Annotated in this window: 9 protein-coding genes; 3 read left to right on the top strand and 6 right to left on the bottom strand. The window is 49.6% G+C overall.

Going from position 1 to position 13,323, the window contains the following annotated elements:
- Positions 1-132 precede the first annotated feature (132 nt).
- The 3 genes from VP504_RS04145 to VP504_RS04135 all read left to right on the top strand — a co-directional run bounded on the left by VP504_RS04145 (position 133) and on the right by VP504_RS04135 (position 4,010).
- Positions 133-1,992 (top strand): hypothetical protein, encoded by a 1,860-nt coding sequence (locus VP504_RS04145; RefSeq protein WP_325893079.1) that lies wholly within the window; start codon positions 133-135, stop codon positions 1,990-1,992.
- Positions 1,993-2,010: 18 nt separating this feature from the next.
- Complete coding sequence (locus tag VP504_RS04140; protein WP_325893078.1) at positions 2,011-2,166, top strand: hypothetical protein; 156 nt, start codon at positions 2,011-2,013, stop codon at positions 2,164-2,166.
- A gap of 239 nt (positions 2,167-2,405) precedes the next feature.
- Positions 2,406-4,010: an ABC-F family ATPase gene (locus tag VP504_RS04135; protein WP_442788890.1), complete on the top strand. Its 1,605-nt coding sequence runs from the start codon at positions 2,406-2,408 to the stop codon at positions 4,008-4,010.
- A gap of 104 nt (positions 4,011-4,114) precedes the next feature.
- On the opposite strand, the gene VP504_RS04130 is transcribed toward VP504_RS04135, so the two are convergent.
- The 6 genes from VP504_RS04130 to VP504_RS04105 all read right to left on the bottom strand — a co-directional run bounded on the left by VP504_RS04130 (position 4,115) and on the right by VP504_RS04105 (position 13,045).
- Complete coding sequence (locus tag VP504_RS04130; protein ID WP_325893077.1) at positions 4,115-5,131, bottom strand: hemolysin family protein; 1,017 nt, start codon at positions 5,129-5,131, stop codon at positions 4,115-4,117.
- Positions 5,131-6,507, bottom strand: a complete 1,377-nt coding sequence (locus VP504_RS04125; protein WP_325893076.1) for a hemolysin family protein — start codon at positions 6,505-6,507, stop codon at positions 5,131-5,133. Before VP504_RS04125 ends, VP504_RS04130 begins: the two co-directional genes overlap by 1 nt.
- Before the next feature lie 307 nt (positions 6,508-6,814).
- Entirely contained in the window at positions 6,815-7,072 is a 258-nt protein-coding gene (locus VP504_RS04120; RefSeq protein WP_062713922.1) for a hypothetical protein, read from the bottom strand.
- A 49-nt stretch (positions 7,073-7,121) separates the two neighbouring features.
- A complete protein-coding gene (locus tag VP504_RS04115; RefSeq protein ID WP_325893075.1) occupies positions 7,122-7,373 on the bottom strand; it encodes a hypothetical protein in 252 nt (83 codons plus the stop codon).
- Between the two features lie 128 nt (positions 7,374-7,501).
- Positions 7,502-9,331 (bottom strand): ABC transporter ATP-binding protein, encoded by a 1,830-nt coding sequence (locus VP504_RS04110; protein ID WP_325893074.1) that lies wholly within the window; start codon positions 9,329-9,331, stop codon positions 7,502-7,504.
- Positions 9,332-9,877: 546 nt separating this feature from the next.
- Positions 9,878-13,045 (bottom strand): chitinase C-terminal domain-containing protein, encoded by a 3,168-nt coding sequence (locus tag VP504_RS04105; protein WP_325893073.1) that lies wholly within the window; start codon positions 13,043-13,045, stop codon positions 9,878-9,880.
- Between the last annotated feature and the right edge of the window lie 278 nt (positions 13,046-13,323).

The following is a 13,323-nucleotide window of genomic DNA, read 5'->3' as shown; positions in this document are numbered from 1 at the left end:
CCATTGAATTCCCCTCAATCTCTTCTAGCTTATTTTTCGATACGAAGTTTTCATGCGAACCAGATTTGAGGGTGTGCTTATTCGGCTTAACGCGCTTCACAGCCACCGGATGCTATTTTTTGAGGATATGTGATGTATTTATTTAAGAAAGCGATCTGGGTGTTGCCAGTATTGTCGCTCGGACTCACTGCATGTGGTGGAGAGGAGGACGCTAAAACGGCAGACACTTCTGTACAAGGGGGGAGTACTGGTTCGCCCTCGCCAAGCCCTTTTCCAGGGGAGGTTAACGATACAGAGACCTCCCCCAGCCCACCCAGCATCCCTTTACCGGGACCATTGAATTTGGCGAGCCCGACTGTCGGGGCGCTCTCAAATGATTATTATCCAGTGAGCTTCAATTGGAGTAGCTCCACGGATGCGACGGGTTATACCTTGTGTAGAAAAGATGTAACATTCCTCAACCATTGTGAAGTGCTGGGCACGACGACCGATATGCTTCACTTCAAGCTGAATTTGGGCGGGCCAATAATAAATCATTTGGCTGACTTTTTTGTATTAGCCACTAACAGCACAGGCTCAACAGCGTCTAATGACGAAACCTTATCTTCCGATGATCTGAACACTTTCATAACGTATATCAAAGCCTCGAATCCTGGGACGTATGACAGATTCTCTAATGTGTCCCTTTCAGCGGATGGGAAAACTCTCGCGGTGGGGGCTTCTGGAGAAGATTCACAGGCCAAAGGCATCAATAGTGACCAACAAAACGATTCATGGGGCTTCGATTCTGGCGCTGTGTATGTGTTCCGTTTTGACAATAATAAATGGACGCAGGAGGCTTATATCAAGGGCTCGAATTCCGGGTATAAAGACCGATTTGGCGAGTCACTATCCCTTTCAGCTGATGGGAACACTCTTGTGGTGGGAGCTCGGTATCAAGATTCAACCTCCACAGGCATCAATCAACCAGAAACTTGTTGTACAAACGATTCGGGTGCTGCATATGTGTTCCGCTTTAAGAACGATGAATGGACCGAGCAGGCTTTTATCAAGCCCATGGACCTTCATGCATACCTAAGATTTGGCATCTCAGTATCCCTTTCAGCTGATGGTGACACCCTCGCGGTGGGGGCAGAAGGAGAATCTTCAAATGGAACCCCAAATAGTAGTGGCAGTTTGTCTGGTTCAGGGGCTGCGTATGTATTCCGCTTCAATGGTACTGATTGGGAGCAGCATGACTTTATTAAGGCCTCGAATCCAGGTAAAAATGACAACTTTGGTAACACTTTGTCTCTGTCAGGGGATGGGAAAACCCTGGCAGTAGGGGCTTATAGAGAAGATTCATCTTCCAAAGGCATACACAGTGAACAGAACCAAGACAGCAACGAAAATCAAGATTACGGTGCTGTTTATGTATTCCGCTTTGACGATACCGAATGGAGTCAGGAAGCTTATGTCAAAGCCTCGGATAGTGGGTATCTTCACCATTTTGGCGATACGTTATCCCTATCCAACGATGGGAATACCCTTGTGGTCGGGACGAAAAAAAACGAAACTGCATATGTATTTCGCTTTACCGAAAATGCTTGGACAGAGGAAATCAAAATCAAGGCTTCGAATACCGAATCAGGTGACCTGTTTGGCTACTCGGTATCTGTGTCAGGGGATGGCAACATCCTGGCGGTTGGTGCTTACGAAGAAGAATCAGATGCCAAAGGCATGAATGGTGATGAGAGCAAAGACAATTCAGGTACTGCTGGCGCTGCGTATATTTTTCGCTTTGCCGATAGTGCTTGGGAGCAGTTGCATTATATCAAGGCTACGAATACACAATATGCGGACTATTTTGGCGCGTCAGTATCGCTTTCAAATGATGGGAAGGTTCTGGCGGTGGGATCTACTGGGGAAGATTCAAAGGCCACAGGTGTCAACGGTGAGCAGAACAGTGCTGATCAAACAGGGTTTGATTCCGGCGCGGTGTACATCTACTAGCCTATACCAGCATTAATAATGGACGCGCCCAAACACGGTGTTGCACCAAACCGAGAGGGTGAAATCCGTGAATCGGGAGCGTCCGTATCTATCCCAATGGGTCGGTTTCTTTTTGTGGGCTCAATCGCCAATGCGCTAAAACAACAAAGTGAGTGCGTCACTTTGCGTAAATAGAGCTAAGTCTGAATTGGACGATGGAGCGCACAAAAGCTAAGTCGAAATTGTTCATCATTGTGTCAGGCTGATCTGTTCTGGCACCTTCTACAGATAGCGTTAAAATCATTGCATTTCCAGCGCTAGCCTGCTCCCATCTGTTCAATCCCAATTTAGTCTGTATAATTCGCCGACTGTTTGTTCGTGCCAGATAAAGTGGCGCTCTGAACACTTCCCATCATTCACCTAGGAATACTTCATTGATTTCAACCGCTAACATCACCATGCAATTTGGCGTGGAGCCGTTGTTTGAAAACATCTCAGCAAAGTTCGGTAACGGTAACCGTTATGGCCTGATTGGCGCGAATGGCTGTGGTAAATCGACCTTTATGAAGATCTTGAGCGGTGCACTGGCACCTAGCTCAGGCAACGTGTCGATCGCGCCGGGATTGAAGTTGGGTGTGTTGAGTCAGGATCAGTTTGCGTTTGAAAACTTCAACGTGATTGATGTGGTCATCATGGGTGACAAGAAGCTTTGGGAAGTAAAACAAGAGCGTGACCGCATTTACTCTTTGCCGGAAATGAGCGAAGAAGACGGCATGAAAGTCGCTGAACTTGAAGTCGAGTTCGCGGAAATGGATGGCTACACCGCAGAAAGCCGCGCGGGCGATATCCTGATCAAAGCAGGTATTGAAGAGCACCTGCACTTTGGCTTGATGCAGCAAGTTGCGCCGGGCTGGAAACTGCGTGTGCTGTTGGCGCAGGCGCTGTTTGCAAACCCAGATATTCTGCTGCTGGACGAACCGACGAACAACCTAGATATTCACACCATTGGTTGGTTGGCGGAAGAGTTGAGCCAGCGTAAGTGTACCATGATTATCATCTCGCACGACCGGCACTTCCTTAACACCGTCTGTACCCACATGGCAGACATTGATTACGGTGAGCTGCGTATCTACCCGGGTAACTATGATTACTTCCTGGAAGCGTCAGGTTTGCAACGCGAGCAATTGCTGGCGAGTAACGCCAAGAAAGCCGCTGAGATTAACGAGCTGCAAGAGTTCGTGAACCGCTTCGGTGCCAACGCCTCTAAAGCAAAGCTGGCGAGTTCGCGCGCAAAACGTATGGACAAAATCAAGCTGGATGAGGTGAAAACCTCTAGCCGTATAAGTCCGTCTATTGATTTTGGTGAAGGTAAGAAACTGCACCGTCAGGCACTTGAGTTGCAAGAAGTGGGTCATGGCTACGATGGTGAGATGCTGTTTGAAAATGGCAATCTGCTGTTGGAAGCAGGCTCGCGCCTTGCCGTTATCGGTGAGAATGGTGTGGGTAAAACCACATTGCTGCGCTGTTTGGTGAACGAGCTTGAGCAAACCCAAGGTGTGGTGAAGTGGGCGGAGAATGCGTCTGTCGGTTACTGCCCGCAGGATTGTACTGCTGACTTCGACAACGATATGACTATCTTTGAGTGGATTTCGCAGTGGCGCACTGCGAAGCACAATGACCTGATTGTGCGTGCGATTCTGGGGCGTCTGCTGTTTACCGAAGATGACGTGAACAAGAAAGCTAGAAACTGTTCGGGTGGTGAGAAGAACCGCCTGATCTTCGGCAAGCTGATGATGCAAGACATCAACGTGCTGGTGATGGATGAGCCAACCAACCACATGGATATGGAAGCGATTGAAGCACTGAACAGCGCGCTGAAAGTGTATCCGGGTACCTTGATTTTCGTGAGTCACGACCGTGAGTTCGTGTCATCACTGGCGACGGCGGTTATCGAAATCAAAGACAAGAAGCTGGATTACTTCCAAGGCACATACGAAGAGTACCTTACCCATCAGCAGAAGGTATTGAGTGCGGCATAAGCTGACTATCAGATTTCATGTAAACGCTTGTGATTCAAGGTTTGATAAAAACGAAAACGCCACCTGAAAGGGTGGCGTTTTTTATTGAGATAACTGCGGGACGATTAGCTCGCTGCTGATGTTGGCAGTACACGCTTCAGGATATCTGCCAGCGTGACGACACCAATCATCTTGTCGCCTTTGCCCACCACAGCAATCTGCACACTTGCTTCTCGCATACGCGCCAGCGCTTCGTATACCGGTGTGTTAGCATCAAGCACATGCGCTTTACGTGCGATTTCACGTGCAGGTCGGTCAGCAGGTTCCAGCAGGGTATCACGTACATGAACCACTAGCGGTTTCAGGCCACGGTTGCCGAATACCAGAATACGCATGTGTCCAGATTCCATCGACACCTTGCGCACTTCCGCAACGGTTGCGCGTTTGTCAACATGCGCCATCACCTGACCTTCGGTGACCAGCGTTTCAACCGGGATTGAACTAAGGTCAATCAGACCGGAAAGCTGCTTCTGAATACTCGGTTGCAGTGTACCCACTTTACCTGAGTGTTCGACGAGCTGACGAATGGTATCAATGTCCTGCCCACCGACAGCAGCGCTTTCAACTGGTTCAACGCCAGATGCTTTCACCAGACGGTTCGCAATGCGGTTAATCCAGTTCAGCAACGGACGCAGCGGCCACACGTAAGCCCGTGCCACAAGGCCAATCGCCAGTGCTGATTTTTCAGGGTGTGCAATCGACCAGGACTTCGGTGCCATTTCGCCCACGACAAGGTGAAGGAAAGTCACGACGAACAGCGCAAAACCGAACGACGCACCATCTACCGCCCATTCCGGCATGCCCATAGAGGCAAACACGGGTCCAATCCAATGGTCTACCGCTGGCTTAGTGACTGCACCCAACGCAAAGGTACAGAAGGTAATGCCCAACTGGGCACCGGCTAGCATCAGTGTCAGGTCATTCATGCCGCGCAACGCAGCGCGTGCAGACGCACTTTCCACAGCCATTTCTTCCAGGCGGTGGCGACGTGCACCCATCAATGCAAATTCGATGATAACGAAGAAGCCACTCAATACGATTAGGGCAGTGGTCACCAAAGTGACAATCAACGGATCGGTCATTATTCTTCACCCTCCTCAATGGGATTCTCTACAAGCTTGACGCGCACCTCTGTTGGAACGTGTCGCTCAATACGCAACACTTCAACTTCAAGATGGCGCTTGAACAGCTCGCCAGAAGCAAATTCGGATGGGTCGACTGGCAGTTCGATAACGACTGTCTCACCTTCAGCCGGAAGTGCGCCGCGCTCAGCAATCAACATGCCAGCGATGGTTTCTACATCGTCTTTAGGCAGGTCGAAGCCAATCGCACGCTCTACTTCGTCGATGTGGACATCACCTTCCATCAACCATACATTGTCGCTCTGCGGCACAACGGCATCCGCCGCGTCAGCGTCGTGTTCGTCGGTGATTTCACCCACGATTTCCATTGCAAGGTCTTCAATCGTCAGCACGCCAGCAAAACCGCCGTACTCGTCAATGACACACGCCAGATGGTTGGTCGATTTCTCTAGCTGATCCAGAGCGTCTGGCAGACTCATTAGCGTTGGCAGCACGGTAGCAGGGCGCATCACTGATTCTACAGTGTCGTCAGCATGGCCAGCATCTATACGGGCCAGTACGTCAGGCAAATGAACCACACCCACAGGCGCATCATCGTCGTTAACCACTGGGTAACGGGTATGTGCTTGTGCCATCAGTGACACCAACTCAGTCAATGTGGTTTCTGGCTCAACCCAGTCCACCTGAGAACGAGGCACCATCGCGTGTTCTACGTCGCGCTCTGGGAAATCCAGAATACGGTCCATCATCAGTGACAGTTCGACAGGGATATCACCCGTTTCACGAGAGTTAGCGATGATGTGGTGCAAGTCTTCTTCTGAAGCACTCACGTCAAGATCGTGTACTGGTTCAATGCGAACCGCGCGAAGCAGCAGGTTTGCTGATTTGTCGAAGAAGCTGATGAAAAAGCCAAACACAGACATGTAAATCAGTGTTGAGCGGGACATCATGCGAGCCATTGGCTCTGCATTCGCAATCGCGAGGTTTTTCGGGTACAGCTCGCCCATGATCATTTGAACGACCATAGCGACACCCAGGGTGATGACGGTACCTAGAGCGATACCCGCCTCTAGCGATAACCCAAAGCCTTGCAACAATACGCCCAGCGACTGGCCAACAAGGGGTTCTGCAACGAAACCCAGCACCAAGCCGGTTACCGTAATGCCAAGTTGGGCTCCGGAAAGCATAAAGCTGGTACGTTTGGTGACTTTGAGCGCGCGTTTTGCGGCTTCATCACCAGTGGCTGCCAGCGTTGCGAGTCTTGCTCTGTCCACGGCCATGTACGCAAACTCTTGGGCAACGAAGTAGCCGTTTGCTGCGATAATAGCCAAAATAAATAGAATGCCGAACAGAAGGGTAAGAAGGGTCTCAATCATTGTTGCGTCCTCCCTTGGTGACGAGAAGCCAGTAAGGTTTGACACAATCGACTAGAGTTGGGGTCCACAAAGTATTCCTACAGTAATAACAGGAAGCGCAGTATATTTCCGCGATGTGGAAATAGTCTAGTGAATAGTTTGATTATGCCCTGCAAACTTAGTGAGACACTCGGCCTGCGGAATTTCCAGGCTCTCGGAAAGTCGGCTGCAATGGCCGAAAATCGCGATTAATGACGGCGAGTTTAGCCACTTTTGGGCTTACGGGCTGTTACAAAAATCTTTGGTTGAGTCAGGGTTGTGGTCTGCTTTAACTATCCAATTTGCCAGAAGCTTTCTTCCCTACGAAATACCCCACGCAGAAAACTGCAATAAACACGATGGTCGCCAGTAAGTAAGCCAATACTTCCGGTGCGCCTAAGCCAAATGCAAACGCAAAGCTAATGCCCAGAAATGCTTCTTTGAGCCACTCCGTTGCGGGCGAATTGGTGCTCATACCAAGCATACCGATAAAAAGAAGAAGGGCGAGCAGGCCGACTTTCAGGCCGATAAGGGTGGAACGTTGCATACATGGCTCCCGTTAAAAAACGGGCGCCAGTATACGACAATTTATTCGATCATAGGCATTGTGCAAGCTGGCCTTTTTTGGTGGAAGCCATCACGCAGCCGCGTTCACTGTCGGAAGCTGCTTTGCACTGGCTCATTAATTCACCCGCTGAAGGTGCTAATGCACCAAGAATTTTCTGAGCATGGCTAACAACTTTACCGCAGTCACTCTCTGCGACTGGGTCGTAATCAGAACAAGCGGTGAGGCCGAAAACTGTGGTGGCCAGAAGAGTTGTTTTTATGGTGGTTTTCACGTTGAACATAAATATCATCCCCTACAATGATTCAATACAAGGGTAGGAGAGCTTTCCTAACTTTGCGATTTTGAAAGACAACTGAGACAAAAAAGAACGCCGAAGCGTCCTTTCATATCCTGAAAGCCTCGATGGGATTAGTCACCGATAAAACCGCCAGTTTGATGCTGCCAGAGTTGGGCATAAATGCCGCCGCTGGAAATCAGTTCTTGATGGGTGCCTTGCTCGACGATTTCGCCCTGATCGAGAACGATCAGCCTGTCCATCGCGGCAATGGTTGAGAGCCGGTGAGCAATAGCAATCACCGTTTTACCTTCCATCAACTGATAGAGACTTTCCTGAATCGCTGATTCTACCTCTGAATCCAGTGCAGACGTTGCTTCGTCGAGGATGAGAATTGGCGCATCTTTTAGCAATACACGGGAAATTGCCACACGTTGGCGTTGACCCCCAGACAGCTTCACGCCGCGTTCACCTACCTGCGAATCGTAACCTCGGTTTCCATGCGGGTCGCTCAGTGTTTCAATAAAGTCGTGAGCCTGAGCTTTCTTGGCTGCGGCTAGCATGGCTTCTTCACTGGCATCCGGGTCGCCGTAAAGGATGTTTTCACGGATAGAGCGGTGCAGCAGGGAAGTGTCTTGCGTCACCATGCCGATATTGGCGCGCAGTGAATCCTGTGTCACGGCTGAAATGTTCTGACCGTCGATACGGATCTCACCACCTTCCACATCGTGAAAACGCATAAGAAGGTTAACTAAGGTTGATTTACCCGCACCCGAACGACCAACCAGACCGACTTTTTCGCCCGGTTTGATGTTGAGGTTCAGTTTTTCTATCACGCCTTTGCCTTCACCATAGTGGAAGCGAACATCGGTGAAGTTTATGGCACCTTGAGGAACTTCCAATACAGGTGCGTTTGACTTATCCAGCACTTCGACTGGTTTGGAAAGCGTCGTCATTCCATCGACGACGGTACCGATGTTTTCAAACAGCGAGCCGATTTCCCACATGATCCATTTCGACATGCTGTTGATACGCAGTGCAAGGCTGACTGCAATAGCTATCGCCCCAACAGTGATGGCGGAGTCTAACCAGAGCCAGATGGACATCGCACTGATAGAAAACAGCAGGGCGTAATTCGCGACCTCTACTGAGATATTGAAGCCGGTTGCGAGACGCATTTGGCGGTAAACCGTATCCATAAATACGCCCATGCCTTCTTCGGCGTATTGGGTTTCTCTATCGGTGTGTGAGAAGAGCTTTACAGTGGCGATGTTGGTGTAGCTGTCGACAATGCGGCCCGTCATCAATGAACGGGCATCCGCCTGCTCGGTGGAAACTGCTTTCAACTTAGGGACAAAGTATATCTGGATGCCAATGTAGGCTATCAGCCAAACCAACATCGGGAGCATGAGGCGAATATCTGCCTGACCGACGATAAACAGCATCGAGATAAAGTAGACGGCAATATATACCGCCACATCCAGCAGCTTCATCACGGTTTCGCGAATAGACAGCGCAGTCTGCATGACTTTGGTTGCAATACGACCTGCGAAGTCATTCTGATAGAAGCCGATGCTCTGCTTCAGCAGGTAACGGTGTGCCATCCAGCGAATGGACATCGGGTAGTTACCGAGTAGCGACTGGTGCAAAACCAAAGAATGCACAGCGACCAGTATCGGCATACCAATCAGGATAAGCAGCCCTATCCCAATCAGAGTATTTCCCTCGTCAGCGAGAAAGGTGGTTTTATCTTGATTAGTCAGCCAGTCAACCAGTTGTCCCATAAAGCCAAACAGTGATACTTCCGCAATGGCGATAAATGCCGTGAGCACCGCCATGGTAATCAGCGGTCGTTCAAAACCTTTGGTGTAGTGGCGACAAAATGCAAGCAGGCCATTAGGTGGCTGTTCCGGTTGCTCTGGTGGAAAGGCTAGCGTAACGCGTTCGAACAATTTATAGATCATGAATCCTTCCGGAGTAGGATGGTCGCGCCCAATACAGAAATTCAGTACGGAAAAAATTGATTATTAAATAATTCCGGAGCTTGTTGACGCGAACCCAAATGAAAGACGATGAGATTCTATCAGGTTTATATACCCAAATAACCTGAAGATGCAGGATTCAGCGAGCTTGACTGGTGTTGTGGTCGCGGCGTCCCTTTTCAGGTGTTGTCACCTCCATCAAAAAGGGACAACAACGAGTAGGGCGTCAGTCAACTCGCCCGAAGGGAGGCCCACAACACGCTCACTTCTTCGTTAAACTCCCCGGAAATAGAACAACTATTCCTCGCGAAATTCGCCTCGAATTGAACGTATTGAGGGCCTCTGAATGCGATCATCTTCAGGTTGTTTGGGTAGAGATTGAATAATGCCAATGTTTGCTACGGAACTGTTCAATTCTTCTGAACAGACATGTGTTGAGGTAAGGTCAACAGTCCTTAGTGCGACGACCAATAAAAAGCCGACTCAACTGAGTCGGCTTTGTCTACTTAAGTTATTTAAATTAGTGGATTAACCACACACTTTGGTCCAGCTACCATCGCTACCTGGAACAGAAGCAGTCCACCAGTTTGCTTGGTAAACAACGCCGTCTTTCACGACTTTGTCACCTGCAGCTGCGTGGCTTGGGTTACCTGCCCAGTCAGTCTGAGGTAGATTTGGGTAAACCACGATGCCAGTCGTGTCACAAGTACCTGTGCCACCACCATTGTCACCGCCACCATTACCACCGCCTGCTGACAGGTCTGCCAATGGCAGGTCGCTGTACTCATATGCGAATGCGTAATCAACACCGTTGATGTTTACTGTGTAGTTCGCAGGGCCAGAGATTGGCAGGTAATACACAAAGTCCAGTTCATACGTTGCACCAGGAGCCAGAGAGTCCCACGTTGGCAGTGAGAACGCTAAACGGTGCATAGTACCTTCTAGGCCACCAATGTTGTTCGCTTTGGTGTGGCCAGAAGAAATGACTTTCACTTTACCGCCATTCTGACTCTTCGCGTTGTCTGGTGCTGAAACCGGAATGTCAAACTGGAACTCAGTACCGCCAGGCAGCTCTACCCCAGTGTTGTTGGTGAAAGTGATTTTCGGGTTGATTGGGTAGTTTTGGTCGCCCACTTTGAAGCCACCTACGCTAACCGTAATATCAACCGCTTCGGTTGGCATTGCAGTTTCAGACAGTTTCGCACCATAAGGTGTCGCTGCTGCAAACTTGTCGTAGATTGCTTTGGTCATGGTGTTACCCATGTGGAACTCACCGTTACCAGTCGTACAAGCATTTTCGGTTGGGTCTACAACGTCAGTGCGGTTGCCGTTCGCGTCCAGTTGGTAACATGCGTAGTCACCCGCCAGTTCCCAGAACATGATGCCGCCAATACCTTTGTCGATAACGTAATCAGATTTTACTTTGATTGACGCTTCATCTTCAGTAGACAGGAACACTTGCTTCTCAGCATTCCACAGCCATGGTGCAACAGCGACTGAGTCGTAGTTGCGCTGGTAAGTGCCTTTCAGAACGTCTTGTGGATCGTTCGCTGGGTCAAGTTTGTACGCAGATGCGTAGGTACCGAAGATGCCATGCTCAAGGTTCTTCGCATGCCACATTGGGTTAGAACCTGCACCCATTTCGTTACCTTTTGGATCGGTATCGTGCCACATGTTGTCGATACCGATCGCGCCGTGACCACAGTTGTTCTTCTCACCTTCACCGGTGCCTGGCTGGCACTCAGATTGGTTAGGAAGTGCGGCTTTACCCCATAGACCGTTTTCACCGCCTGTTACGCCTTGCCAACCACGGGTGTAGTATGGAACACCAATGTTGATACGGCCCGCTGGCATTGAGCCACGGAAGTAGTGGTAGGCCCAGTCAGTGTTCAGGTAACCGATACCACCGTACTGGCTGGTGCCGTATACGTTCCAAGCTGCCAGCTCAGAGTCCTTACCTGTGTCGAACAGTGCGGCGTTGTGACCAACGTGATCATTCCAAGCGCCATGCAGGTCGTAGGTCATGATGTTGACGTAATCGAGGTACTTAGTCACATCGAAGGTTTCCATACCGCGCAGCAGGTAGCCAGAAGATGGCGCTGCGATGGTCAGCATATAGTGGTGACCGTCTTGCTCAGAAGCGATGTCGACTTTTTCACGAAGGACGCGCATCAGCTCTTGGTAAGAAGCCCACAGGTATTGACGGCGTGGTTCCATGAACTCTTTATCGTATGGGTTACCTGCACCTGCCATTGAGGTTGGGTATTCGTAGTCGATATCCAGACCATCGAACTTGTACTCACGCATCATTTCCACAGCAGAGTCCGCAAACTTCTGGATACCTGCGTGGTTGATTGAACCGTCAGCGTTGGTGGTCATGGTGTAGAAGCCGCCGTCTGCTACACGGTTACCGTCAAGGCCGAAGTGACCCCCTGTTTCCGCCCAGCCACCGATAGAGATCAGTGTTTTAACGTCATGCTTCGCTTTGTACGTTGCCAGTGCACCGAAGTGGCCTTTAAAGCCCAGTGCTGGATCAACTTCTACGCCCGGCCATTCTTTACCTACCGCGGCGTTGTTTGGATCGTTTACATCGCCGATATTCACTTTGCCATCAGAACCAATGCTTACGAACGCATAGTTGATGTGAGTCAGTTCTTCCCAAGGAATATCTTTAACAAGGTAAGCAGCTTGTGGGTCATCACCCGCACGCCAGCTGGTGAAGTAACCGATGATGCGGCGTGGGTGGTCAGTCCCCATGTCTTCACGACCTTCTACGTCATAAATTGTACAGTAAGGAACGTTAACGCCAGGTGTCTGGAAAAGGCCTTCTGGGCGACAGTTAGAAACAACTGGTGCACCAGTTACATTCACAGTGACCAGCACTGAGTCAGTAGAAGCACCTTTGTCATCAGTCGCTTTTGCGTATACAGATACGTTGCCAACTTTGTCAGCTGTCCAGTCGAGTACGAATGGCGCCACAGTTTTTGAACCAATCAGCTGACCAGCTGCGTAGAAATCAACTTTCGCGACTGTTCCATCGGTATCAGCTGCATTCGCAGTTAGCGTCACTACAGCCCCTTGATCAACAGATGTTGCAGAAGCTGACAAAGAAACTGCAGGTGGCTCATTGACTGGGCCGGTATCACCAGACTGAACAGTGATGCTCAATGCGGTTGTTTCAGTCACAGCGCCTTTGTCGTCGGTTACTTTCACTGCGATCGTGTGAGGGCCTTCAGCGGCAGTCCAGTTCAGAGAATAAGGAGAAGTAGTATCTGAACCGACTGAAGCGCCATCAATAAAGAATTCTACTTTGCTAACAGAGCCATCAGAGTCGGCAGCAGTTGCACTTATCGTGACAACGTCACCATCTTTGATGATGTCAGTAGCAGTTGGTGAATCCAGAGAAACAGTTGGTGCTTCGTTTACAGGATCAACAGCGCCAGTGTCGCATTGGTCTACAAATTTCCACTCTTTGTAATCGCCTGACGAAGTTGAAGGGTTGTTGCCTTTCGTCCACCAGTTAGCGGTGTAGACGTTGCTTTCGTGTTGAACAGTTGAACCGCCACCATATGCTTTGTCTGCTGACCATTTTTCAATATTGGTACAGTCAACAGCAGCTTGAGCATTGAAAGAAAACATACACGCTGCGGCGATTGCCGAGAGCGCGAATCCTTTGCTCTTACCTGTCACATCCATCGGATATCCCTCGAAAATAAAGTGTTATCTATTGATTTGTATGTTGTTAGCGCACTTAAATCGCGCAATTAATAAAGTAGAGGAGTTGCAAGAGTGAGACACCCCGGATTTCGTCAGATTTAGATCTCTAGTCAGTTCTTGAATTGAAAAGCTTTGCGCTCTTGGTAGCGACTCACAATTTCAATTGGGAAATTTTCACTTGCTGCATGAAATTTGTGCGGTGAATATGTGCTCAATAGCAAAGGTCGGATAGCCAATGTGAGATGATGTTTGTTAAC

This window comes from Grimontia sp. NTOU-MAR1 (assembly GCF_035758505.1).
Classification (GTDB): Bacteria; Pseudomonadota; Gammaproteobacteria; order Enterobacterales; family Vibrionaceae; genus Enterovibrio; species Enterovibrio marinus.
Note: the sequence above shows the minus strand (reverse complement) of the source record. Positions and strands in the feature narration are given on the sequence as shown.

Coding starts and splice junctions, on each gene's coding strand:
- VP504_RS04125 (WP_325893076.1), bottom strand. CDS start 6,507: ATGATTGAGACCCTTCTTACCCTTCTGTTCGGCATTCTATTTATTTTG.
- VP504_RS04120 (WP_062713922.1), bottom strand. CDS start 7,072: ATGCAACGTTCCACCCTTATCGGCCTGAAAGTCGGCCTGCTCGCCCTT.
- VP504_RS04145 (WP_325893079.1), top strand. CDS start 133: ATGTATTTATTTAAGAAAGCGATCTGGGTGTTGCCAGTATTGTCGCTC.
- VP504_RS04140 (WP_325893078.1), top strand. CDS start 2,011: ATGGACGCGCCCAAACACGGTGTTGCACCAAACCGAGAGGGTGAAATC.
- VP504_RS04115 (WP_325893075.1), bottom strand. CDS start 7,373: ATGTTCAACGTGAAAACCACCATAAAAACAACTCTTCTGGCCACCACA.
- VP504_RS04110 (WP_325893074.1), bottom strand. CDS start 9,331: ATGATCTATAAATTGTTCGAACGCGTTACGCTAGCCTTTCCACCAGAG.
- VP504_RS04130 (WP_325893077.1), bottom strand. CDS start 5,131: ATGACCGATCCGTTGATTGTCACTTTGGTGACCACTGCCCTAATCGTA.
- VP504_RS04105 (WP_325893073.1), bottom strand. CDS start 13,045: ATGGATGTGACAGGTAAGAGCAAAGGATTCGCGCTCTCGGCAATCGCC.